Origin of the sequence: Haloarchaeobius litoreus, assembly GCF_024495425.1 — an archaeon.
GTDB classification, from domain to species: domain Archaea; phylum Halobacteriota; class Halobacteria; order Halobacteriales; family Natrialbaceae; genus Haloarchaeobius; species Haloarchaeobius litoreus.
This window is the reverse complement of record NZ_JANHJR010000003.1, coordinates 1-24,070: the sequence shown is the minus strand read 5'-3', so window position 1 is coordinate 24,070 and position 24,070 is coordinate 1. Positions and strand designations below refer to the sequence as shown.

The 24,070-nt window shown below is 68.5% G+C and carries 23 protein-coding genes; 10 read left to right on the top strand and 13 right to left on the bottom strand.

Annotated elements, in window-relative coordinates; translation table 11 throughout:
• Positions 1–83 precede the first annotated feature (83 nt).
• Positions 84–500, top strand: a complete 417-nt coding sequence (msrB, locus tag NOW55_RS12495; protein WP_256400441.1) for a peptide-methionine (R)-S-oxide reductase MsrB — start codon at positions 84–86, stop codon at positions 498–500.
• A 24-nt stretch (positions 501–524) separates the two neighbouring features.
• On the opposite strand, the gene NOW55_RS12490 is transcribed toward msrB, so the two are convergent.
• The gene (locus tag NOW55_RS12490) at positions 525–1,463 is read right to left on the bottom strand and encodes a PfkB family carbohydrate kinase (protein ID WP_256400440.1); all 939 of its coding nucleotides are present in this window, start codon (positions 1,461–1,463) and stop codon (positions 525–527) included.
• A gap of 99 nt (positions 1,464–1,562) precedes the next feature.
• Between NOW55_RS12490 and NOW55_RS12485 the strand changes: the two genes are divergently transcribed.
• The gene (locus NOW55_RS12485) at positions 1,563–2,519 is read left to right on the top strand and encodes a nucleoside hydrolase (RefSeq protein WP_256400439.1); all 957 of its coding nucleotides are present in this window, start codon (positions 1,563–1,565) and stop codon (positions 2,517–2,519) included.
• A gap of 30 nt (positions 2,520–2,549) precedes the next feature.
• Here NOW55_RS12485 and NOW55_RS12480 read toward each other — a convergent pair whose 3' ends face one another.
• From NOW55_RS12480 to NOW55_RS12465, 4 genes are all read right to left on the bottom strand, one after another.
• Positions 2,550–3,401: a VOC family protein gene (locus tag NOW55_RS12480; protein ID WP_256400438.1), complete on the bottom strand. Its 852-nt coding sequence runs from the start codon at positions 3,399–3,401 to the stop codon at positions 2,550–2,552.
• A gap of 133 nt (positions 3,402–3,534) precedes the next feature.
• Positions 3,535–4,581, bottom strand: a complete 1,047-nt coding sequence (locus tag NOW55_RS12475; protein ID WP_256400437.1) for a hypothetical protein — start codon at positions 4,579–4,581, stop codon at positions 3,535–3,537.
• 330 nt (positions 4,582–4,911) lie between these two features.
• Entirely contained in the window at positions 4,912–6,255 is a 1,344-nt protein-coding gene (locus NOW55_RS12470) for a S8 family serine peptidase (RefSeq protein ID WP_256400436.1), read from the bottom strand.
• Between the two features lie 156 nt (positions 6,256–6,411).
• Entirely contained in the window at positions 6,412–7,824 is a 1,413-nt protein-coding gene (locus NOW55_RS12465) for an FAD-binding oxidoreductase (protein ID WP_256400435.1), read from the bottom strand.
• Positions 7,825–7,967: 143 nt separating this feature from the next.
• Between NOW55_RS12465 and NOW55_RS12460 the strand changes: the two genes are divergently transcribed.
• Entirely contained in the window at positions 7,968–8,885 is a 918-nt protein-coding gene (locus tag NOW55_RS12460) for a helix-turn-helix transcriptional regulator (RefSeq protein ID WP_256400434.1), read from the top strand.
• 328 nt (positions 8,886–9,213) lie between these two features.
• Here the strand turns inward: NOW55_RS12460 and NOW55_RS12455 are convergent, their stop codons facing one another.
• The 3 genes from NOW55_RS12455 to NOW55_RS12445 form a co-directional block, all read right to left on the bottom strand.
• On the bottom strand, positions 9,214–9,429 hold the full coding sequence (locus NOW55_RS12455) for a hypothetical protein (RefSeq protein WP_256400433.1): 216 nt from the start codon (positions 9,427–9,429) through the stop codon (positions 9,214–9,216).
• A gap of 257 nt (positions 9,430–9,686) precedes the next feature.
• Complete coding sequence (locus NOW55_RS12450; RefSeq protein WP_256400432.1) at positions 9,687–9,962, bottom strand: hypothetical protein; 276 nt, start codon at positions 9,960–9,962, stop codon at positions 9,687–9,689.
• A gap of 111 nt (positions 9,963–10,073) precedes the next feature.
• Entirely contained in the window at positions 10,074–11,150 is a 1,077-nt protein-coding gene (locus tag NOW55_RS12445) for a DUF7972 family membrane protein (protein ID WP_256400431.1), read from the bottom strand.
• Between the two features lie 358 nt (positions 11,151–11,508).
• Between NOW55_RS12445 and NOW55_RS12440 the strand changes: the two genes are divergently transcribed.
• Entirely contained in the window at positions 11,509–13,689 is a 2,181-nt protein-coding gene (locus NOW55_RS12440) for a hypothetical protein (RefSeq protein WP_256400430.1), read from the top strand.
• Positions 13,690–13,750: 61 nt separating this feature from the next.
• On the opposite strand, the gene NOW55_RS12435 is transcribed toward NOW55_RS12440, so the two are convergent.
• The 4 genes from NOW55_RS12435 to NOW55_RS12420 form a co-directional block, all read right to left on the bottom strand.
• Positions 13,751–14,200, bottom strand: a complete 450-nt coding sequence (locus NOW55_RS12435; protein WP_256400429.1) for a universal stress protein — start codon at positions 14,198–14,200, stop codon at positions 13,751–13,753.
• 42 nt (positions 14,201–14,242) lie between these two features.
• Positions 14,243–14,401 (bottom strand): DUF7978 family protein, encoded by a 159-nt coding sequence (locus NOW55_RS12430; protein ID WP_497007274.1) that lies wholly within the window; start codon positions 14,399–14,401, stop codon positions 14,243–14,245.
• Complete coding sequence (locus NOW55_RS12425) at positions 14,365–14,622, bottom strand: hypothetical protein (RefSeq protein WP_256400427.1); 258 nt, start codon at positions 14,620–14,622, stop codon at positions 14,365–14,367. The genes NOW55_RS12430 and NOW55_RS12425 overlap by 37 nt, the downstream gene beginning before the upstream one ends.
• 62 nt (positions 14,623–14,684) lie before the next feature.
• On the bottom strand, positions 14,685–15,458 hold the full coding sequence (locus tag NOW55_RS12420; RefSeq protein ID WP_256400426.1) for a Nif3-like dinuclear metal center hexameric protein: 774 nt from the start codon (positions 15,456–15,458) through the stop codon (positions 14,685–14,687).
• 309 nt (positions 15,459–15,767) lie between these two features.
• Between NOW55_RS12420 and NOW55_RS12415 the strand changes: the two genes are divergently transcribed.
• The 6 genes from NOW55_RS12415 (at position 15,768) to NOW55_RS12390 (ending at position 21,510) form a co-directional block, all read left to right on the top strand.
• The gene (locus NOW55_RS12415) at positions 15,768–16,601 is read left to right on the top strand and encodes an RAD55 family ATPase (RefSeq protein ID WP_256400425.1); all 834 of its coding nucleotides are present in this window, start codon (positions 15,768–15,770) and stop codon (positions 16,599–16,601) included.
• A gap of 57 nt (positions 16,602–16,658) precedes the next feature.
• The gene (locus NOW55_RS12410) at positions 16,659–17,543 is read left to right on the top strand and encodes an AAA family ATPase (protein ID WP_256400424.1); all 885 of its coding nucleotides are present in this window, start codon (positions 16,659–16,661) and stop codon (positions 17,541–17,543) included.
• Positions 17,540–18,115, top strand: coding sequence for a DUF8135 domain-containing protein (locus NOW55_RS12405; RefSeq protein ID WP_256400423.1), 576 nt, complete (start codon positions 17,540–17,542; stop codon positions 18,113–18,115). The genes NOW55_RS12410 and NOW55_RS12405 overlap by 4 nt, the downstream gene beginning before the upstream one ends.
• An 18-nt stretch (positions 18,116–18,133) precedes the next feature.
• On the top strand, positions 18,134–18,454 hold the full coding sequence (locus NOW55_RS12400; RefSeq protein WP_256400422.1) for a transcription factor S: 321 nt from the start codon (positions 18,134–18,136) through the stop codon (positions 18,452–18,454).
• A gap of 84 nt (positions 18,455–18,538) precedes the next feature.
• Complete coding sequence (gene ppc / locus NOW55_RS12395; RefSeq protein WP_256400421.1) at positions 18,539–21,226, top strand: phosphoenolpyruvate carboxylase; 2,688 nt, start codon at positions 18,539–18,541, stop codon at positions 21,224–21,226.
• A 92-nt stretch (positions 21,227–21,318) separates the two neighbouring features.
• On the top strand, positions 21,319–21,510 hold the full coding sequence (locus NOW55_RS12390; protein ID WP_256400420.1) for a DUF7576 family protein: 192 nt from the start codon (positions 21,319–21,321) through the stop codon (positions 21,508–21,510).
• Positions 21,511–21,551: 41 nt separating this feature from the next.
• Here the strand turns inward: NOW55_RS12390 and NOW55_RS12385 are convergent, their stop codons facing one another.
• The gene (locus tag NOW55_RS12385; RefSeq protein ID WP_256400419.1) at positions 21,552–23,864 is read right to left on the bottom strand and encodes a bacterio-opsin activator domain-containing protein; all 2,313 of its coding nucleotides are present in this window, start codon (positions 23,862–23,864) and stop codon (positions 21,552–21,554) included.
• Between the last annotated feature and the right edge of the window lie 206 nt (positions 23,865–24,070).

Here is a 24,070-nt window from a genome sequence, read left to right as displayed (position 1 = left end):
GTCGGACCCTCGCTTCAGGTTTACGAATTTTGTAAACTCCTCCGACCACGGCACCTTTGCCACTCCCGCACCTACACCCGTCTATGAGCGACAGTCCACAGGAATCGAAGAAAGAGGTCCCCACGTCCGACGCCGAGTGGCGGGAGCGCCTCGACGAGGAGGAGTACGAGATACTCCGGAACCAGGGTACCGAGGCGCGCTTCTCCGGGGAGTACGTCGACAACTTCGAGGACGGCACGTACCGCTGCAAGGGCTGTGGCGAGGTGCTGTTCGACGCCGACACGAAGTTCGACCACGGCTGCGGCTGGCCCTCGTTCTACGCCGCCGAGAACGGCAAGATCGAACAGCGCGAGGACCACAGCCACGGGATGCGCCGCATCGAGGTCGTCTGTGCGAACTGCGAGAGCCACCTCGGGCACGTGTTCGACGACGGGCCGGCACCGACGGGCAAGCGCTTCTGCATCAACTCGGTGGCGCTGGAGTTCGAGGACGAGGCGTAGGCGAACACGTCGGACCCGGTTCACTCAGTCGCGGAGCCCGTCGAGCACCTGCGTTCGCGTCGGTACCGCCGTCTGCACGCCTTCTGCGGTCGTCGACAGCGCGGCGGCGACGGCGGCCAGTTCGACCGCGGCTCGCAGCGACGCCCCGTCACCGAATTCGGTCGCGAGGTAGCCGACGAACACGTCGCCCGCGCCGGTCGTATCGACGGGGTCGACGGTCGGCGAGCCGACGTGGAACGCCTCGTCGCCAGTGTCGACCGCGACACCACGTGCACCGAGCGTCCGGACGACCGTCCCGTCGAAGCCGTCGAGCGCGTCCGAAAGGGCGGCCGCCTCGCCCTCGTTTGGGGTCACCACGTCGACGGCGTCGTGGGCGAGCACGGCGTCTGCACCGTCGGCGGGCGCGGGGTCGTAGACGACCGTCGGTCGTCGCTCGACACCCGACAGCTCGTCCAGCGCCGCGAGAATCGCGTCGGCCGGCAGTTCGTTCTGGAGGAGCAGGCAGTCGGCGTCCCGGAGCCGGTCGCCCTGTCGGCGGGCGTACGCCGGCGTCACCCGGCCGTTCGCGCCGGCGACGATGGCGATGTGGTTCTCGCCCGTCTCGTCGACGACGATGGCGGCGTAGCCCGTCGGTCCGTCCACGCGTTCGAGGCCGTCGACTGCCACGCCGCGCGCGGCGAGCGTCTCCACGACCGCGTGCTCGTCCTCGTCGTCGCCGACGCAGCCGAGGAGACTCGCGTCCGCCCCGGCCGCTGCCGCGGCGACGGCCTGATTCGCGCCCTTCCCGCCGAGGAACGTCTCCGTGAGGTCGTCGTGGATGTCGGCCGGGACTGCATCGACGCGGACCGTCTCGCCCGCGCCGGGGAACCAGCCGTGGGCGTCGGCGAGGGCTGCGATGCGGTCGCGCGAGAGGTAGCCGACGTGGTCGACGTTGACGCTGCCGAAGCTGACGACCCTGGCCATGGTCGCTCCGACGCACGGACGGGCAAAGACGGTTCGGCTCTGCCCGTCCGCGTTGCCACGTCCGGACGAACTAAGCCCCGGCGCGGCAGACACCCGCCCATGACCCGTCGCGTCATCGTGGACACGGACACCGCGGGGGACGACACACAGGCCATCCTGCTCGGGGCGCTCTCCGGGGCCGTCGAGCTGGAGCTGCTGACAATCGTCGCCGGCAACGTCGAGTTCGACTACCAGGTCGAGAACGCGAAGTACACGCTCGAGCTGGCCGGCGTCGCCGACGAGGTGCCGGTGTACGAGGGGGCGCGTCGGCCGCTCGTCAAGGAGTTCGAGCACGTCGACCACGTCCACGGCGCGGGCGGCCTCGGCGGCGAGCTGTTCCCCGACACCGGCATCGAGTCCGCCGAGGGCTACGGCCCGGACGCCATCGTCGAGGCGGTCCGCGAGTCGCCCGGCGAGCTGACGCTGGTCTGCATCGGTCCGCTGACGAACATCGCGCTCGCGCTCCGTCGCGAGCCACGCCTCGGCGAGCTCGTCGAGGAGGTCGTCGTGATGGGCGGAGCGGTGAACACGCTCGGCAACGACACGCCCTCTGCTGAGTTCAACTTCTGGGTCGACCCCGACGCCGCGAAGGTCGTCATGCGCGAGCTCGACGTGACGCTGCTCGACTGGGGGCTGACGATGCGTCAGGCGACGCTCGAATCGGACGAACTCGAACCCATCGAGGAGGCAGAGACGCCCTACGCCGACTTCTTCGACGAGATAACGGCGCACCTGCGCGAGTTCAGCGAGGAACGGTTCGGCTCGGACGCGACCACGCAGCCGGACTCGCTCGCGATGGCGACGGTCATCGAGCCGGACCTCGTCGAGGAAGCACCGCGATACCACGTCGACGTGGACGAACGCGAGGGGCTCACCCGGGGCTACAGCATGGTCGACGAGCTCGGCATCACCGACGGCGAGGCCCGCACCCGCGTCGTCGAGTCCATCGACGAGGCACGGTTCAAGACCATCTTCACGGACATGCTCCTGCACGGCGACCCGGACCGGTCGCTGTGAGCGGTCGGGCGTCGACGAGTCGGGGCGGCCTCAGCGCGGGCGCAGCCGGAGCGCGATGCCGTCGGGGTCGGTCAGCTCGATACCGTCGCCCTCGTCTGGCCGCCGGACGGCCACGTCGCCCCCACGGAGTCGGCTCTCGACGGCGTCGAAGCTCGAATCGTCCGGAAGCAACAGCTCGAACCAGCGCAGACCGCGACCCGCCGGCGGGTCGCGCCGGTTGTTCCACGTGTTCAGCCCGAGGTGGTGGTGGTAGTCGCCGGCCGCGAGGAACAGCGCCGCGTCGGCGTATCGCTGCCTGACGGTGAGCCCGAGTGTGTCGACGTAGAACCGTTCGGCGGCCGCGAGGTCGCTCACCTCCAGGTGGACGTGGCCGACCGTCGTCTCGTCCGGGATGCCCGCTTTCCCGCAGGCGAGGTCGGTGATGGCGTCGATGTCGAGCTGGTCCACGCCCATCCGGACGCGGCCGTCGTCGGTCACCGGCCAGTCCGCGCGCGGTCGGTCACGGTACAGCTCGACGCCGTTGCCTTCGGGGTCTGTCAGATAGAGCGCCTCGCTCACCCCGTGGTCGGACGCGCCGGTGAGCCGCCATCGCTCGCGGACACGGCGGAGCACGTCGCCGAGTGCGCCGCGCGAGGGGAACAGGAGGGCGACGTGGTACAACCCCGTCTCGGTCTGGCCGCGCTCGGACGCGTCCGGCGCAGCCTGGAGTTCCAGCAGCGGTTCGGCCGGCGTGCCGAGCGTCACGTTGTCGTCGCCTCTGGCGGTGACGTCGAGCCCGACCACGTCCCGATAGAACTCGACCTGTCGGTCGAGGTCGCTCACGGCGAGTGCGACGCGTCCCGGGCTGGTGTCGGCCGGGAGGTGGGTGTCGCCGTCGTTCATCCGCACTGAATGGTCGCGGATGACCAAAAGCACTCGTGCCGGTGGTCGGACAGGAGCGGTCGGACCCGGAGATAGTACGGCCCCGGCGGACATCGGCGACCACGCAACGTGGTCGTGATGCGCGTCGGGGGGCTCACTCCGAGGACTCGGTGGGCCGGATCCAGGGGAACGAGCCCTCCACGACGACCGTCCGCCCGTCCATCTCGACGGACTGTTCCGCCGCCGTGGAGCCGAGGACCGCTCTGATGTCGGCCTCGTCGTCTACCGACCCCTCGTCCTCGTACTGAAGTGCGATTCCGGACTCCAGTCCATCGGACCGGAACCGGCTGCTCGTCGCGACGCCGACGACGGGGCCGTCCAGCGAGATGGCCTTGAGGTCGGGTATCGGGTCACGATTGGGGTTCCGGTAGTACGAACCGACGGGACTCTCGGTCCCCAGCAGGCCACCACGGGCGTCGAACGACCCCGACATCACGGTCCGTTTCGGTAGCCGGTCCACCAGCGCGTCGAAACCGGGAGACACCTCGCGGAAACGCTGCTCGTCCCCGTTCGAGACGTCGGCCATCGCCTCCACGCGGTCCGTTGGCGTGTTGCGGAACGCACCGCCCTCACGGTCCGTCAGCCGGGTTTCCACCGAGTCGGCGAAGACGAACGTGTCTGCAGTCGTCCCGACGACCAGCGGCCCACGGCTGAACATCGAGAACCCACCGTAGGTCCAGCTGTCCTCGAAGTTGTCGCTAGCCAGCTCCTCGGCGAGCCCGTCGAAGGACCCCTCCAGGACGAGCCCGGCCTCGAAGCGATGTGCCCTGTCGATACGGTCGTATGAGTCGAACAGCGGCACGAGTGCGTCGACGATAGCGTACGTGAGGACGGCGTAGGAGAAGGGGAGCCCAGCCAGCGGGTCGCTCGGTGCGTCCTCGATCCGATCGGGGGACGAACGGACGATTGCCTGGTTCCCTCCCTCGGCCCGCATGAGTTCGAAGTCGACAGTCATGGCCGTGACCCGGTTGCCCGAGTGCGTGCCCGCCGGCACCCACGACGCGTACGTGTTGCGGTCCGCCGCTGGTGGTGGACGTTCGGTCTCCTCCGAGCTCCCACCGACGGTGACCCCCGAACACCCGGCAACGGTCGTCGCCGCGAGCGTCGCTCCCGCCGTCTGCAGAAAAACGCGTCTGTCCATCCGCTCGTGCGGACGCGCATCGAACACAAAGTCGTTTGGGGGTGACACGTTCTGGACTCGCGACCGCCGAAGCGTCCGGCGACGGCGATGCCGTCGTGGTCCGACGGGACGTGGTCCTCCAGGCAGGTCCGGCCTCTGTCGAGACCGTCGAGGGGTCGGCTCACGAACCGGCCGACGCAGGCTCCCGTGCTGCTCACGTGGTGCACCGTTGCACGCCGTCGGTCCAGGCTGGTACCCGGTCGCGGACGGACCCCGCGACGGTCGCTGCCCCGGGCTCGGCGGCCGGTGTTCAGAGAAACGGTCGATGGTGGATGCGCCCCAGTGGTCGACCTACAGCGCGTCGACGATGTTCAGGTAGCCGCTGCCGTAGTACTCCTTGTCGAAGCCGTCGGGCACGTCGGCCGCCCGCTTGAGCGCCGACTCGACCTGGTTCGCGTTGTAGTCCGGGTTCGCGCTCTTGACCAGTGCTGCGGCCCCGGCGACGTTGGGTGCGGCCATCGAGGTGCCGGCAACCCAGCTGTAGGTGTAGTTGACGTCAGAGATGCCGGTGACGTTCTCCTCGTCGTCCGTCTCGTAGGTCGGAATCGCGACGGTGTTCAGCACGAGATCGAGGTACCAACCTTCCGGCTCTTCAGCGGCGGCGGCTGGACTGGTATTTCCACCCGGCGCGCCAAGGTCGACGGCATTGGTACCGTAATTCGTGTAGAACGCCGGGGTCTGCTCTGGCTGCTCGCCGCCGTAGCTACTGGCGTCCCAACCGAAGCCTACTGGACCGGTCGCGGACACCGACAGTGCCTGTGCGCCCTCGTTAGGCAGGCTGATGACGTTACCGTCGTGCTGGAGGTCGGCCGCGTCGTTGCCCGCGGAGATGACCAGCAGGGTGCCCTGGCTGTTCGCGTAGGTCATCGTGCGGTTGAGCACCTTCCCGTAGAACTGGCCCTGCGCCTGCCGCGTCACCGGATAGGCCCCGATGGAGAGGTTCGCTACGTCCGCGCCGATGTTCGCGCTGTAGACAACGGCCGCGAGGATGTCGCCGAAGGACGCGAGCGAACTGGGAGAGAATACGCGGCAGTCGACGAGCTCGGTTCCTGGCGCGGTTCCGATGACGCCGGTGCCGTTGACGCTGGCCCCCACGATACCGCCGACGTGGGTGCCGTGGTAGCCGCCGGCCGGATTGGCGGAACCGAGACCGTCACCGGTGAAGTTCTGCGACAGATCCTCGTTCACTTCCAGGTCCGGGTGACCGGCGGCCACACCCGTGTCGATGATGGCGACCCGGGTCCCCTCGCCCGTTGTCGTCTCGTGGGCCGTCTCGACGTCGAGGTCCTGCTTGTCCCACTGGAGGTCGTAGAGCGGCTCGTCCGTCACGTTGCTCTCCTCCACCGTCGGCGCGTCGGTGTTCACCGCTGGTTCGCCGATCTCGATCAGGGTGTCAGGCGCGTACTCCTTGACCCGGTTCGAGGACGACAGCGCGTCCTCGTCTCCCGAGACGACGGCGAGCTTGGTCCCCGGCATCTCGTGGACGACCTCGACGCCGCTGGGTAGTCCCTGTCCCTTCGTTCGAACGATGAACCGGTCCGTCGATGTCGCCGCCGTGACCGTGGACCCGACCGCGATTCCCCCGAGCAGTGCCCCGCTTACCTTGAGAACGTCTCTTCTGGTACTAGGTACCATGTTACTACCTGACGAGTAGTCGGCCATAAAACTTATCTAATTAAACTGGTCCTGTCGGTAGTTCACTCCGTCGTCCCGGTAATCGCCAGCAGCCCCACTTTTCGAACCGACATCCGTGCGGTTCTCGGCCGGGGTTCGACTGCAAACCGGGCGGGCTCACCGACCACCGTCGCCGGACGGGCGGACGTTCTGGTTCCGATTGAACAGGTTCGTCGGGTCGTAGGCGTCCTTCAGCGCGACCAGCCGGTCGTACGCGTCGCCGAACGTCGCGTGCACCATCTCGTCGTTCTCCTCCAGGAAGCCCGCGAAGTTCAGGTACAGCGAGCCGTCCGAGAACCGCCGCATGTCGTCGAGGCAGTCCCGGACCCACCCGACGTTCGCCTCGTCGGCCTCGGGGTCCTCCCAGTTGGCCTCCACGCCGAGGAGGTACGGGGCCTCACGGCCGCCGAACGCGCTCTCGTCGATATCGACGTCCGCGATGGCACCGCCGAGCTGCCAGACGTCGACCGTCGAGAGCGGGGAGGGTGCCGCGGCGGCCCAGTGCTCGATGCGGTCGATGGCGGCGTCGGACAGCCCGTCGAGGTAGCACGACTTCCAGTAGTAGCGCATTCCGTCGGGGTAGTCCGCGTCGAGGAGCTGCTGGAACTCGACGTACGGCATCGTCCCGCTCACGTCCGCGAGGGGCTCCGCGAACTCCCGGAGGGGCGCGAGCGCGGCCTCGCCCTCGTCCGGGTCGCCCGCGTAGCAGGCCATGATGGCGAACTTCTGGCGGTGGCGGTCACCGGCGTCGAACAGCTCCTCTTCGGGGAGCTCCCCGGCGAAGACGAGACTGCTGATCTCGCGGGGCGCGTCCGCGACGAACTCGCGGTACGCTCGGAGGACCGCCGCCAGCCGGTCGCTCGGGTAGAACACGAGAGCGGTCGCCACCTCGGGGCCGACAGGGTGGAGGTCGAACTCGAAGCCGGTGACGACGCCGAAGTTGCCGCCGCCGCCGCGCAGCCCCCAGAACAGCTCGGCGTTCTCAGTCCCGCTGGCGCGGACGAACTCGCCGTCCGCGGTGACGAGCTCGACGGCACGCAGGTTGTCACAGCTCAGGCCGTGCTTGCATCGCAGGTGGCCGATACCGCCGCCGAGGGTCAGCCCGGCGACCCCGGTGTCGGAGACGACGCCGCCGGGTGTGGCGAGCCCGAACGCCTGCGTCTCGTGGTCGACGTCGGCCCACGTCGCCCCGCTCTCCACCCACGCCGTCCGTCCATCGGGGTCGACCCTGACCGCGGTCATCTCCGAGCAGTCGACGACCAGCCCGTCGTCACACACCGCCGTCCCGGCGACGTTGTGCCCACCACCCCGAACGGCAAGCGGGAGGTCGGTCTCGCGGGCGAACCCGACCGCTCGCTGGACGTCCGCGACGCCCCGACAGCGTGCGATGAGGGCCGGATACCTGTCGATGACGCCGTTCCACACGGCGCGTCCATCGTCGTACCGGGCGTCACCGGGGCGGAGGAGCTCGCCCCGGAGCGTCGCTTCGAGCTGTTCGACCCGTCCGTCGTCGAGTGCTGTCGTCGCCATAGCCGAACAGACGGCAGCGCGGCTGTTGGCCTCACCCATCGGACGATGTTCGCGACGTGAATGCCGTCTCACGTCGTGAACTGTCCGGACTCGTACACGGAGAGTTACTACCCGTCGTCGCGTAGGTCCACGTAGAACCGGCCATGGGAACCGACGAAGACGGCTGGGGAGCCGACCGACCCCGTCCCGGGCCCGGCTCGCCGATACTCGAGGCGCTGCTCGAGAACGCGCGGAGCCGGCAGCACCTCGGACGGCGTCTCGACGGGGCTGGCGAGCGTCTCGGGACCGACTTCCTCGGCGACCTCGTCCGCCACGGTCCCGTTCTGGAGTCGCTCCGCCGGGAACCGCTGGACCGCCGGGAGATCGAGGAGCGCCTCGACGTCTCGCGCGCCACGAGCCACCGCCTGACCCAGTGGCTCGACGACCAGGGACTCGTCGAGAAGGTCGAGGGACGGTTCCAGCTCACCGGTCGTGGCGAGGCCGTCGCCGACGAGGTCCTCCGGTTCGAGGCCAACGTCGGGACCGTCCACCGGCTCGGACCGCTGCTGGACGCCATCTGCGAGGACCACCAGGAGTTCGTCGTCGAGCCGTTCGTCGACGCCACGGTCACCGTCGCCGCACCCGACGCCCCGTACCGGCCCGTCGAGCGGTTCGTCGCACTCGTCGACGACTCCGGGACGTTCCGCGGGTTCAACACCACACACATGGCCCCGCTCGTCCTCGGCGCGTTCCACCAGCGGCTGTTCGACGGGACCGACAGCGAGGTCATCTACCTCCCGAGCATCGTCGAGAAACTGTTCGAGACCTACCCCGAACGGGCCGCCGAGGCCGTCGAACGCGGGCACCTCACGCTCCGGACCCGGGACGACCTCCCCTACGGGCTCGCGCTCTTCGACGACCGCGTCGGTATCGGCGGCTACGACGAGCGGACCGGCCAGATGCAGGTGTTCGTCGACACCGACTCTCCCATCGCCCGCGAGTGGGCCGAACGCGTCTACGCCTCGGTGAGGGCCGACTCGGAGCCCATCGATGCCGACCGGTTCGAGTCGCTCGGCGGGTAGTCCGGAGCGGTTCGGCCGTCGTCGAATCGCTCCCGGCCCCTGCGACGCGGTGACCGACCGGGGAGAGGGAGACCCGCGGACTCACTCGCCGCCAGCGTCGACGCCGCCCGGCACCCGCGGCGACTCGATTCGTGGTCCTCGAAGGCGGCCAGCGCGCGCCCGGTCACGTCCGATTCGAACACGAACTCGTTCCGGAGGTCGTTCACGTACGCCTTCCCCCGGACGGTCCGGTCGTGGAGGTCGTCCCCACCATCGCTCTACACGGGCTCATCACGTCAGGTCGCTCATACGTGCGGGTTGGAGGGCGTCGGCGGCTTCGGTGGACGGTTCAGACGCCGTCGTGCATCGACTCGTTCCCGTCGTCGGCGAGGTTCTTGCAGCGGCCGGTGTCGGCGGTGTCGAACTGGCGCTGGCACTGGGCGGTCCAGGAGACGTCCGTGGGTGGAGAATCGCGTTCGGGGTCGCTCGTCGGTTCGGGGCGGGAGAAGTCGGGCGACTCGTCGATGCGCGGACTCGTGCTGGTGGCGTCGGTACGTGTGCTCATGTGGTGGGTCGTCTGGGTGGTGTTGTGGTCGCCTGCGGTCGATTCGGTGCCGGGTTGGCCGCGCGTGCTGCGAGTACGTGACTCATCGTGCCCCTACCTCTGCACCAATCTATCATAAATGTTCATGTTGGTGTCGGCGTTGCCGCGACGGGCCCACCACCGATGGCGGGGGTGTTCTCCCGCCGACCGCGTATACAGCCGAGCACGACGACTCGGCTGGACGTTCCGGCGATGGAGGACGGTCTCGGACCCGCCGCTCACTCCACGACGATGACACCGAGCGAGTTGAGCACGAGCGCACTCGGGACACCGATGACCGACGCGCCACCCAGCACCCCCTGGAGTGCCAGGACGACGACCGGCGTCATGACCCGCGCGAGGGTGACGGCGCTATCCCGCCAGGTCAGCATCTGAGACATCTGCGTGATGCGGTACATCGCGTACGGGACGCTGATGGCGACCAGGATCTGCAGCAGTTCGCTGTGCATGGCCGTGGAGCGCACCGTCGGGAGGTCCAGTTGCAGGTCGAACATCCCGTGTCAACAGCTACGACGGTGGGGGTGTAAACCACCGATCGGATCATGGTCCCATCGACTGCGCCGTGATTCCGGTTCCGTCCGTAAGTCGACCGTGGGCCGAGTGTCCTACGAGTCGAACTCCAGTTCGACATCTGAATCGAGGGTGAACACGGTCGATTCGAGGGAATGTTTCGAGACGGTGAGGATGCGAAGCATGTACGAACTGAGGAGGACGTAGGGCGAGAGCGCGATAACGAACGCGAGGTTGACGTAGAGGAGCCGCGATCCAAGCCCCAGGAGAGTCGTTCGCGGAAAGAGTCCGGCATCCATCGCGAGCAGCACGTACGCCGTGAAGACGATGACCGGGAGCGAGAGGACGAGGAGGCTACTCGACAGGTTCCCGAGCTCCCGTTTATAGTACAGCGTCGTGAAGTACTCACGACCGGACGCGAGGATCGTTAGTACCTTCAGCAGTGTCGCGAGCGAACTGCGATCCGATTCCGTGAGTTCGTCCCTGTGGACGGACTTCAGGCGGCGGGTCACGTTGATGTGGCGTGCGTAGGGGTACTCGAGAGTGCTCAACAGGACGATAGAGACCTGCGGGTTCGTTCTCCTCATGCGATTCTCGATCCGCGCCAGCTGGGTGTTGATCTCGTCGACGAACGCTAGCAGGTCCGCCCTGGCTCGCTCGTCGTCGGTAGAGTTATCGGAGGTTCGGAGTGATTCCGTTTCGGCGTGGATCGCCCCGATAACGAACTCGAGGAACGGCTGTAGTCCGGACGGGCTGACGCCCTCGTCTGCGAGTTCCTCCAGTTCGACCTGGAAACCGATGGAATCCTCGATGCGTGCCAGTTTGACCTGGAGCGGAGCGAACTCCTGGGCGAGGGCCGCAGTATTGATCGAGAGCACCACCGAGACGAAGAGGATGATGCCCCCGAGCAACGTGTTGAACAGGGTCTGGACCGCTCGCGTCTCGGTGACGAGTCGTTCCATCTCGAACTCCCAGACGGTTCCGATGATAAGCTGCACTGAGAGGATGATGATTGTGGTGACGAGTGCGAGTACCCGCCGGTCCCCGTACAGGAGAACCCACCGAATCAACCGGGCCATCGGATTGTCGGGGTCGGCCCCGGAAGCGCCGGAACCATCGGCTGTATCTGTGAACTGATCGAGAATAAACACCATCACTCCGATTGATTCCACTAGCCGGCGTGCTCTAATTATTAGTAGGCCCTTAGAGACGGTAGGATGCAGATACTGTCGGCAGCAAGAGCCGCGAGTCTCCGACGTTCGCTCGTCGTCTCCTCGAACGGATGGATGGAATGCTGGCCTCGGCACTCATAGGGCTCGTCACCGCCGGGAGCCACCCCGGCTCGGAGCGGGTGCGTCGTCATCGGCCAGCCGGAGCTACACCACCCGCGGAAAAGAGCGTTCTCACTCGTCGCGCCGGCGGGCGATGTGACGTGTCGCGGCTGTCCGGTGCCCCACGCCGGTAGCGTCCCCGAGTACCCCACGCGGAAGGCAGTTATAGTCGGCCAGCCAATGGTTCCGGGAGCGAATCATGTCGACGAACGATGGGGTGACGGATGGGGAACTGGATGAGGACAGCGACGTCGACGACGAGCGGCGACGGCGACTCCTCGTGTACGCGGCGCTCGCGACGGTCGGAATGGGTGGCGCCGCCGGCGCGTGGGCTCTCTCACGGGACGACGACGGGGGCGACACGGACCCGTCGCCGTCCGCAACGGCGACCACATCCGAAGGGACCGAGCGAGCCGACGGTGACACGACCGAAGAGGTCCCCGAACTGGTGGCACGGTACGCCCCGGACCTCTACTTCGGCACGCTCGAAAAGTGGTTCCCGACCGACCCGCGACCGTACGTCGTCGAGACCCACGAGGGCCGGGTCGTCGACGGGTTCGCGGCGCTGGAGGGCTACGCCGCGGCGTACGCGGAGGCGGGGGAACCCCCCGCCCCGGTGGCGTTCTACAACGTCGTCGAAGCAGCCGACGGCGTCGACGCGCTCCAGTACTGGTTCTACTCCACGTTCGACCAGTTCACCGTCAACTTCCACTGGCACGACTGGGAGCTTCTCCAGGTGTTCGTCGATCGGGAGACGGGAGCGCCGCTGTTGCTGTCGGCGAGCGCCCACGCCCGGTCCGTCCCGAACAACGAGTTCCGCGACCCGGCGCTGGGTGGCGACCGCCGCCCGGGCATCCTCACCGAGGTCGGCTCACACTCGAGCGCCAGCGAGGTGAACGAGCTGCTCCCGAGCTTCGAGCGCCTGCCGACCGGTGACCGGGACGCGGACGTCACCAACGAGCTCCTTGGCTTCAGCCTGAACCTGGGGTCGCCGTTCGCGTACGGGCTGCCCCGCGACGAGGGGGCCAGACTCCCCTTCGTCATGCCGGAGCTCGACGGCCACCGCCTCGACGACCACCCGTCGCTGTCGGTCGGGACCGACGACTTCGTCGACGAGAGCGTGACCGTGAGCGGCTGGCGTGACCTCGCACGCCCGCCCGCCGACCTCCCGCTCCGCGAGCCGGGACTCACCTTCGCCCACGTCGACAGCTCGACCGAGGCCGACGTCCGGTACACGCTGGAGCCGCTGTCGAACGTCGCCGACGCAGTCGACGGCTTCGTCGGGCCCCAGCTCAGCTTCGAGTTCGTCATCCCGGGGTTCGTCGAGGACCGCTTCGCCAGCTTTCTCACGTCTGTCGGCATCCCCTGGCAGCAGCCGCGGTTCTCGGACCCCCTGGACGACGTCACCGACCCCGCCCACCGTCGATACATCGACGGGAGCGAGCCGTCGGGCCTGCTCGACCGTGTCGTCGGGCGGGCCCGACAGCTCGGGAGTGGTGCGACGGGTGCACTCGACGGCGTTGCCGACAGCGCCCAGGATGCGCTCGCCGACGTCGCGACCGTCTCGCTGTTCGGGCTGCCGGTCGAGGCCGCCGTCCGCCTCGCCAGCGAGGACCCGGTCGCGACGGTCACCCGTGATGGTGCCTTCGGCTACCTCCACGTCGCCCCCGGTGAGCACCTCCTCGCCCTCAACGGCCCGGGGTACGCACCGCTCGCGCAGCGCTTCGTCCACGAGGGCGGGACGTTCCGTGCCGGGTCGGACGGCGAACTGACGCTCGTCGCGAACGAGGACGCCGGGTGGATCCGCGGCGACGGCCGGACTGCGAACGGGATCACCCACGTCCGGGTCGTCGAGGACTACGCCGGCGTCGTCTACGACGGCGACCCCGCCGAGGACGACCGGTTCGCGGTCGCCGTCCACCGCGACGGGCACTACACCGTCGAGGTCGTGGACGGTGACGGACGACTCGGCGCGTACCGGGTGACACCGGACTCCTTCGACGAGAACGGGGACGTCGTCCGCGAGGTCGTCGAGACCGGCAAGCTGTCGCTGGCGACGACGCTCCGAGACGAACTGGTCGCGCTGCTCGAACTGGCCCGTTCTCTCGCGGACGCGGCCAGTGGGGGCGGCGAGGTGCGGGAGCGACTGGCCCAGGCACTGGAAGCGGCTGAGGGTGCCACTGCCGCCGCACAGCGTGGCGACGGCCGCACGACCGACCGCCAGCTCTCGACCACCGTCTCCTTCCTGACCGAGGCGCTCGAACTCCTGTCCGGGGACGACGGCGCAGGCTACGACGAGGGTGCAGTGGCTGTACTCCTCAGCCGGGCTGAAGCGGCCGTCGACCGGGCGGGCGAAGCCATCGACGCCGAACTCGTGTAGGAGAATCCGATGCGGCGTCGTTGGCCACCCGGAGCGACATCACCCGCGAGAAACAGCGTTCTCACTCGTCGCGCCGGCGGGCGATGTACACGTCGTACTGCGGGGTGTCGGCGACTGGCGAGCCGACGCTGGAGAGCGGGTTCGTCACGCGCCCGGCGTTCTCGCTGCCGACGAAGACGACGCTGACGTCGAGTTCCGCCGCGACCTCGCGGATGCGACGAGCCACGTCGGTCGTCTCGCTGGCGACGGGTTCGACGTTCTCGATGAGCTCGCAGCGGAAGTCGGCCTCGGGCGCGAGGTCGAGCACGCGCTGGCGGAGCTTGCGCTCGATGACGCCCACGTCGAACGTGTCACCGGGGTCCAACCAGTCGCGCTCGCGGGCGTACTCGGGGTCGTCGGGGACGACGGTGAGGACGACCAGCTGTTCGTCGCGGAACGTCGCGAACTCGGTGGCGCGTCGGAGTGCGGTGGTCGACAGCGCCGCGCCGTCGAACGGGACGAGAAGGGTCATGGGCCACGCTACCCCTGCCGGCGGCAATACTCTTTCCCCGGCTCAGGCGACCCGGGCACCGAGGTCGCCGCCGATGCCACCGAAGACGAGGGGGAAGGCGAGCCCGGCGTAGAGGACGGTCTCGACGAGGGCAGGGGCCGCCGGGAACGGTGGGGTGAGGACCGTCACGAGGAGGAGGCGACCGGCGACCGCGCCGAACAGGTATCCGGCCGTGACGGCCGCGCCCGTGACCGCGGCGTCGACCGGCTCGCGTAGAACCGCCAGCCAACCCTGGTGAACGTGTCGGTGAGCAGAGCGTCGCCCGCGACGGCGGTGCGGGCGACGACCAGGCTGCCGGTCAGCAGGTTCCCGGCGAGGAAGGCGACAGAGCCCACGCCGACCCCGCCGAAGAGCGTCGCTTCGTCGAGGGTGGTGCCGCTCATAACAGATGTCGCCCGGCTGTCGAGTTAATCGTTCCGTCCCGCGTCGCGGTGAACGAAACGACTCAGAGGCCGGTTGGAACGTCGAGGAACGTCGTCTCTATCCCCTCGTCCCACGTCTCGACCCAGTCCTGCAGGTTCCGGACGCCGAACGTCTCTGTGGCGTAGTGGCCGGCGAGGAACACGTTCAGGCCGGCCTCGCGAGCCTCGTGGTAGGTCTTCTGCTTGCCCTCACCCATCACGAGCGCGTCGACGTCCTTCGCGCCGGCCTCGGGGACGTAGTCCGAGCCGTCGCCGGTGGCGATGGCCACGTCGCGGATCTCGTCGGGGCCGAAGTCGATGGTCCGGACGGGCTGGCCGCCGGTCGAGAGCTCGCCGGCGAGCGTCTCGCGCAACTCGTCGACGGTGAACGCGTCGCTGGCACGACCGCGCTGGCCGACGTGCTCCGGGCCGACGCGGCCGAACGGCTCCCGGTCTTCCAGCGCCAACAGGTCCGCGAGTCCGGCGGCGTTGCCGAGTTCGGGGTGCGAGTCGAGCGGTAGGTGCGAGACGTAGAGCGCGACGTCGTGGTCGACCAGCGGCGCGACGCGGCCGTACGTCCGGCCGGTGATGCGTTCGATGCCGCCCCAGGAGATGCCGTGGTGGACGACGACGGCGTCCGCGCCCCAGTCGGCCGCCCGCTCGAACGTCTGTCTCACGCCGTCCGTGCAGAAGGCGACGCGCTCGACGGTCCCCCGTTCGGGCCCGACCTGCAGGCCGTTCGCGCTGGCGTCGAGGTCGGCGAAGTCCCCCGTCCGGAGCTCGTCGTCGAGTCGTTCGCAGAACTCGGTGAGTCGCATGGCCGGAGCGAGGACCGCCGCGGAGAAAGACCCTGCGCTCGATAGCTGTGGCTCCCGCGCTGGCGAACAGGCACCACTCCCGCGCCGACGGCGACGTGGCACACACCCGCTGCCCGCCGTCGGACCACTCTCAGGTCACGCCGGGTCTGGCCGCGGGATGTGGTTTAAACGATTGCACAGCCACCGGGGCTTTCTGGCTGTTCGCGGTGCCAGTAGTTCCAACCACAGCGGTACAGGACCCAACTCCCACAGCCAATCCAACCACCAGCCGCCGTAACGGTTACCTACGCACCGACCGACTGCCGGGATATGGAACGGCTGCCGACGGGGATCTCCCGGCTTGACTCGATGATCGGCGGTGGCGCGCCACCCGGGAGCGTCGTGTTGCTCGCGGGCGAGGTCGGGGCCGGCGCCCGGGAGTTCGTCTACACGAGCGTCGCGATGAACGGGCTGAAGGAGTCGGACCAGGAGCTGTTCGACCTGTACTACGGGAACGCGCACGACCAGGCCCGGTTCCCGGAGGAGGTGCACTACATCTCCTTCACCGCCGACAGCAACGCGTTGCTGGAGGAGATGCGGTACGTGATGGACGACGAGCTGGTCGATGCCGGCACGAAGCACGTCGAGTTCGCGGACCTGTCGAGCCAGTACTTCCAGCTGTCGCAGGTGCCCCGGGAGTGGTACTCGAACGCGACGCCGGACATCGGCTCGCTGGGCGACCGGGACCGCCGTGGGACGCTCAACGCCATCGGGGAGTACCTCAACGAGCACGGCGGGGGCAACCTCGTCGTGATCGACTCGGTGACGGACCTGCTGAGTGCGGCCGAGGAGCAGATGGACTGGAACCAGATCACCCTGCTGATGAAGGGACTGAAGAAGGCCTCGTACCGGTGGGGCGGGATGGTGCTGCTGCTGGTGAACACCGAAGCACTGTCGGACCAGCACCTCGGCCGGCTGATGGATGCGACCGACGGGACGTTGCTGTTCGAGTGGGAGTCCGGTGGCTCCGAGCGGGCGCGTACCCTCGTCGTCAAGCAGTTCCGGGGTGTGCTCTCGCGGCTGGAGGACGAGAACATCATCCAGTTCGAGACGGAGATCCACGACGGCGGGTTCGACATCAGCGACGTGCGCAAAATCCGTTGAGGGCCGTCGCTTCGCCTGCAACAAGCCTTAAGCGTTTCCCAGTCGAACTGCGCACGAATGGCGAGCGAGGAGCACGTCGACCTATCCGTGCAGCTACCGCCGGAACTGGGGGAGTGGTTGCACGACCAGGCGAGCGAGCAAGGCGTCCCTCCGGAGGCGTTGCTGGAACAGCTCCTGTCCGCGTACCGGACGGTCTCGGCGGCGAACGAGGACGAGGCGTACGATCTCTCGTCGCTGCTCGAGGGCCGGAGCGGGGAGCTGGACGAGCGCCTCGAAGCGCAGCGCGAGGAGTACACCGAGCTGCTTCAGGACGTCCGCGAGCGCGTCATCCAGGTGAAACACGAGACGGACGAGAAGGCGCCCGCGGACCACAGCCACGAGGAGCTGGTCGCTCGACTCGACGAGCTCTCGGCGACGGTCGAGCAGTTCGACGGGGTCCGGGCGGAGCTCGACGAGCTCGACGACGCCGTCGCGGAGCTCTCGGCGGAGCTCGACGCGGGCTTCGACAACTACGAGACCATCCTGCGGTACCTGAGCGACACCACCGACGACCTCGACACCAAGCTGACGACGCTCGCGCGCCTGACCGTCGACCTCCGCGAGGAGGTGCTGCGGCTGGCCGCGGCGGAGGCGCGCCGGTCGTCGGTCGACACGCTCAGACTCGCGGCCAACCGCGAGGGCATCGAGCGTGCGAAGTGCGAGGAGTGCTCCTCGACGGTCCGGATCGCGCTGCTGACCGAGCCCGCGTGCCCCCACTGCGCGAGCTCGATCACCGACGTTCGAGCGAGCGACTCGTTCGGGCCGTTCGGCTCGAACCGGCTCCTCACGGGTGACGCACCGGCGCTGCCCGAGAGCGCCGAGCCGGACATCGACGAGGGGCTCGACGAGACGTTCTTCGAGGACGACGACCGCTCCGCACCCGACATCGAGGGGAGAGAATGACAGACGACCACGACCCGCTCGACGACCTCGTCGACGAGATGGTGGACACGGAGTCCGTGCCGCCGAGCGTCGACGCCGAGGGCGACGACGAAGGCGACGGGATGGACGAAGCGGACCCGAGCGAGGTCGGGGCCGACGACGACGCACCGAGCGTCGAGGACGTGACCCACGAGGTAACCGGGGCGGACGGGGAGTCCCCGCCGGAGCTGGAGGGCGAGCGTGCGGGCCCGCTCGGTGAGATGGCCGACGAGTTCGAGCGCCGCCGCGAGGAGCGCGATGCCGAGCCGGACGACCTGTTCGAGTCCGTCGACGTCGGCGACGTGGACAGCGATGCGCTCTGGGAGCAGGTGTCGACCGAGGAGCCGACGGCCGAGCCCGAACCCGACGCGCCGGAGGTCCGGACCATCTCGAAGAGCAAGTACTGCCAGCGCTGCGAGTTCTTCACCGACCCGCCGGAGGTCGGCTGCACCCACGAGGGGACGACCATCCGCAGCGAGGCGAGCATGGACGAGTTCGAGGTCGTCGACTGTCCGAAGATACTCGAAGACGAACGACTCGAACGCACCCGGTAGCGAACGTACACTACAACGATGCAATTCTGCGACAACTGCGGTTCGATGATGAAGGCACAGGGCGACGAGTGGATCTGTTCCAGCTGCGGGGCCAGCGAGGCCCGCGGCGGCGACGAGAGCGAGTTCGTCAGCACGGAGTCACAGACCGACAGCGAGGTCATCGAGACCGAGGAGAACGCGGAGTTCGAGGGGAAACCCACCGCCACCGACGTGCGCTGTGACGAGTGCGGCACCGAGAAGGCGTGGTACTACATCCAGCAGACCGCCTCCGCCGACGAGCCCCCGACGCGCTTCTTCAAGTGCACCGAATGCGGGAAGAAGTGGCGGGGCTACAACTGACAGCACGATTCTTTACTCGTAATCGAGTGGCAATTTTCTCCACCGTCTGGGGCCGTTATACGGCTCGCTACCGTACCCCGTGGTATGAGCTTGCACGACAGGAACGTTCGGCAGGACGTCCGGGAGCTCGGCGCGCTCCTGGGTGACGTGCTCGAAGCGCAGTCCTCCACGGGGGCGTTCGACACGGTCGAGTCCATCAGGACGGCAGCCATCGACTACCGACACGGGGAGCGTGCGGACCGCGACGAACTCGTGGCCGAACTCGACGGCATCACGCCGGAGCTGTCGAGCGTCGTCGCCCGCGCGTTCACCACGTACTTCGAACTCATCAACCTCGCCGAGGAGCGCGAGCGCGTCAGGGCGGTCCGTCGTGGCGAGCAGGACGGGACGCTCTCGGATGGCGTCCGCGAGGCCGTCGAGAAGCTGGCCGCGGACGACCCCGAGCGGGTCCAGCAGGTGCTCGACGACGTGCTCGTCGAGCCGACGTTCACCGCGCACCCGACCGAGGCGCGACGGAAGACGGTGAAGGCGAAGCTCCGGTCGGTCGCCGACCACCTCGAGACGCTCGACGAGCAGCGCCTGACCGACGACGAGACCGAGGCCGTCGAACGCGACCTCGAGGCGGAGGTGACGAGCCTCTGGCAGACGCCGCAGGTCCGGGACCGCCAGCCGCACCCGACCGACGAGGCGCGCAACGTCCAGTGGTACCTCGAGAACACGCTGTTCGACGTGACCGCGGACGTGTACGCCGACCTCGAGGACGCGCTGGGCGAGTCGTTCGACGACCTCGACGTGGGCAAGCTGTTCGAGTTCCGCTCGTGGGCCGGCAGCGACCGCGACGGCAACCCCTTCGTCACGCCGGAGGTGACGACCGAGACCCTCTCGCGGCAGCGACGGGTCGTCCTCGAGCGCTACCGCGACGAGCTGAAGTCGCTGTCGGGCATCCTCAGCCAGGACGCCGACCGCATCGACGTCGGCGAGCAGTTCGAGGCGTCGCTGGCGGCCGACCGCGAGCGACTGCCCGGCGTCGTCGACGAGGCCGAGGCGCGCTATCCGACCGAACCCTACCGCCAGAAGCTGAAGCTGATGCGCGAGCGGCTCGACCGCGTGGACGACGTCCGCCCCGGCGGCTACGAGGACGCCGCCGACCTCGCCGCCGACCTCGACGTGCTGGCCGAGAGCCTGCGCGCCAACGGCGGCGAGGTCATCGTCGACGCCCACGTCGAGCCCGCCCGCAGACAGGTCGCGACGTTCGGCTTCTCGCTGGCCAGCCTCGACCTGCGCGACCATCAGGAGAACCACACCGAGACCGTGGCGGCGGCGCTCGCCCGCGAGGGCATCGAGTACGACGCGCTCGACGAGGACGAGCGCGTCGAGACGCTCACCGAAGCAATCCTGCAGGCCGAGCCGGTCGTCGACGTGACCGACACGGCGGGCCTCGACGACATCCCCACCCGCGTGCTCCGACGGTTCGACCACCTCGCGGACTGGCAGGCCGAGTACGGCGTGGACGCCATCGACACCTACGCCATCTCGATGACCGAGGAGCCGAGCCACGTGCTGGAGGTGCTGTTCCTCGCCGACCAGGCCGGGGTCGTCGAACTCCCCGGCTACTGCGGGCTCGACGTCGTCCCGCTGCTGGAGACCGAGAGCGCGCTCTCGGGTGCCCGTCGCATCATGGGTACGCTGTTCGAGAACGAGGCCTACGCCGGGGCGCTCGAAGCCCGCGGGGGCACCCAGGAGATCATGCTCGGCTACTCCGACTCGAACAAGGAGAACGGCTTCCTCGCGGCGAACTGGTCGCTGTACGAGAACCAGCGTCGCCTCGCCGATGTCTGCGACGAGTTCGACGTGACGCTGCGGCTGTTCCACGGCCGCGGCGGCTCCATCTCCCGCGGCGGCGGGCCGATGCACGAGGCGCTGCTCGCGCTCCCCAACCGCTCGGTGACGGGTCAGGTGAAGTTCACCGAACAGGGCGAGGCCATCGCCGAGAAGTACGCCAACCCGCGTGTCGCGGAGCGCGAGATCTCCCAGATGCTCAACGCCCAGCTGCGGGCGCGACGCAACGCCATCGAGACCCCGGAGGAGTCGGTCCCCGATAGCTGGGTCGACGCGATGGAGACGATGGCGGACGCTGCGCGCGACGAGTACCGCGACCTGCTCGAGACGGAGGGGTTCGTCGAGTACTTCGAACAGGCGACACCCATCACGGTCATCGAGGACCTGAACCTCGGCTCGCGCCCGGCCTCGCGCTCGGGCGAGCGCAGCGTCGAGGACCTCCGGGCCATCCCGTGGGTGTTCTCGTGGACGCAGTCGCGCTGCATCCTCCCGGGCTGGTACGCGCTCGCGACCGGTATCGACGCCTACCTCGATTCGGGCGGCGACGTCGAGACGCTGCAGGAGATGTACGACTCGTGGCCGTTCTTCCGGTCGATGCTCGACAACGCCGCGCTCTCGCTCGCCCGGACGGACCTCGAGATAACGACCCACTACGCCGACCTCGCCGAACCCGACCTGCGCGAGCGGTTCTTCCCGCGTGTCAACGCCGAGTACGAGCGCGCGACCGACCTCGTGACGAGCATCACGGAGCGGGAGACGCTGTACGCCCGCGACTGGTACGGCGAGAGCCTCCGCCGACGCAACCCCTACGTCGACCCCCTGAACCTGCTTCAGACGCGACTACTCGCCCAGAGCCACCGCACCGATGCCGAGGAGCAGACGCTCAGGCTCACGGTCAAGGGCATCGCGGCGGGGATGCAGAACACCGGCTGAACCCCTATCCACGTAGGTTCGACTGTGCGACCCAGAGTGGCTTGGTCCCACCCTTACGTGGGTTCATGTCCTAGCGAGGGATGGAAGGGACGATGACCTCAGCAGAGCCAGAGGCGGTCTCGGCGAGCGAGGATACCGAAGCGACCTGTGCGACGTGTGGTGCCCCCGTCGAGACCGACGAGTGGCACCCAGCTGCGTCCACGAAGAGGGGCGACGGAGCCGTCCAAATCCTCTCGTTCTGCGACCACAGCTGTCGGGACCGCTGGCAGGAACGAGCGGAGTAGCCCTCCGCGCACGGAATGCTTCCGTCCGGGACCGCCTGCCGTCAGGGCCGTTCGCCCGCCCTGACGTCGCGTTCGCGGTCGGCCGGTGGCACGTCGAACAGGTCGGTGAGCAGCTTCTGCTGTGCCGCCCGGAGGTGCTCGTGGAACGTCGGCGAGGAGATGCCGAGTGTCGCCGCGATCTCCTCGGCGTCGCTCTCGCGGGGCCACTCGAAGTAGCCGTCCCGTAGCGCGGCCTCCAGCACCTCGCGCTGGCGGTCGGTGAGCTGGTCATCGAGTGTCGACCGGAACTCGGAGACCCGTCGTTCGGGGCGCTTTCGTTCGCGCTTGGTCCGGAGGTCGACGGTCTCGAACATCCCCTCGAGCGAGTCGACCACCGACCGGATGGACCCCGACTTCGGGAGCTCCGCGACGAGTTCCGCCGAGCCGTCCTCGACGACTATCTCGCGGACCGTGCCGCCGTGTTCGGCGAGCAGCGTCGAGATGGGTGGGTCGACGATCGTCATCGTCACGAGCGTCTCCTCGGGGCCCTGGTCGAGCACGGTGAGCCCCTCGACGCGGTCGAACGCCCTGATGATGTCGAAGAACGTCTCGTCGGGGTCACCGGTGACCGTGAAGTACTCGACGAACGTGTGGTCGTCGATGGCGGTCGCCCCGTCGAGTTCGACGACCAGGTCGTGCTCCTCGACGGCCCGGAACAGCGGGTTGGACGCGTCGCGGAGCGCCAGCCCCACCTGGATGGTGCCGTCGGCGATGAGGGCGGCGCGGCGCTCGGTCGCGTTGATGGCCAGGCCGACGACGCTCTGGAGCTGCGAGAGCGTCTCGACCACGCCCTCGCTGAACGCGTCGGGCTTCGTCGCGAACACGGCGACGACGCCGTACTGGGAGCCCTTGTACGAGACCGGCACGGCCGCGACCGACGAGAAACCCCGTTCGCGCGCAGCCTCGACCCACGGGTCGGCGGAGTCGAGCGCGGCGAGGTCGTCGACCAGTTCGACCGACTGGGACGCGACCGCCCGGCCCGCCGGGTGGGTGACCGCCTCGCTGACGGGCACTGTCGACTCGGGCTCGACCCCGTCCTGGCCCGCGCTCGTCGCCGGCTCGACCGTGTCGCGACGGGAGTCGACCCGGCCGAGCCATGCCGCCGCGAACAGCGACGACTCCACGAGCTGTTCGCAGACAGACCGCTCGACCACCGTCCGGTTCGCCGCGGTGACCAGCGTCTCGTTGACGTGCTGGAGGACACGGTTGAGCTGGGCAAGCCCTTCCAGCTCGTCGCGCTGGCGTTCGAGAGCCTGCTCGCGCTCCTTCCGTTCGGTCACGTCGCGGAAGTACACGGACAGCCCCGTCTCGGAGGGGTAGGCCCGGACCGAGAACCACGTCGACAGCGGCGGGAAGTACTCCTCGAAGGAGACCGACTCCTGTGTCTCCATGGCCTGCTCGTACTGCGCCTGGAACCGGCTGTCGACGGCGGCGGGGAACCGATCCCAGACCAGGTCGCCGGCGACCGTGTCGGGGTCGACGTCGATGAGTTCGGCGGCCCGTTCGTTGACGTAGCGGAAGCGGAACTCGGTGTCGAGCGCGAAGAACGCGTCCGTCACCCGTTCGAGGTGGGACTCCAGCTCGGATTCCAGACGCTCGCGCTGGGAGACGTCGCGGACCACGCCCGTGTAGTGTGCGCCGGAGGCCGTCTCGAACCGGCCGAACGTCACGAGGACAGGAACATCGCTGCCGTCGGCGTCGGTCGCGGTGAACCGGATCGGCTGCCACTGGAGGGCCGTGTCCTCGCCGTCCGGCGCGAACGGGGGCAGGAGCGACCGATTACCGCCGTCTTCGGGGAGCAGCGTCGAGAGGTGCTCGCCGACGAGCTCGCCGTCTTCGAAGCCGAAGATGTCCGCCATCGCGGGGTTGGTCTCGGTGACGTGACCGTCGCTGTCGGCGGTCACGACGCCGTCCTGTGCGTGGTGGGCGAACACCGCGAAGCGGTTGGCGGGGTCGGTGAACTCGGCGCTGGTGGAGACGTAGGCGGCGAGCTCGCAGAACGGCACGGGCTGGCCGTCCGAGAGGGTGTGGAGCACGCCGTCGCCGACCACCTCGTCGGCGTCGAGCGCCGGGTTGGTCGTGACGTGCACGAACGGCACCGTGTCCGCGTAGGCGTCGTGCACCTCGGCGAGCCCGTCGTGGTCGCGGTCCTCGCAGACGACCACGCAGTCCGCGCCGTCGGTGCGGAGCCGTCCGGCGAGCTCGTCGACGGCGCCCACGGTTTCGACGGAGAGTCCCGAGCCGGGGCCGTCCGGAAGCTCCGGTTCCGGAGTCGGGTCGGAGGTGAGATAGAGAACCCTGAACTCCTCGGTCATTGCGTCTTCCTCTTCGGGGACTCGGCCGGTAAATGTGTTGTGTTCGGCGACACACGATTCGATCGCATCCGGACCCGCTTGACATCCTCCCCGCCCTAAAGGGCGAGGATTCCCGAGCGTTGGGATATTAAGGTTCGCAACTCACCTGTTCCCTCGGGTGGAACGATCCTGAGGTTTGATTGAACAAGCGAACTGCTGGCCGTGCC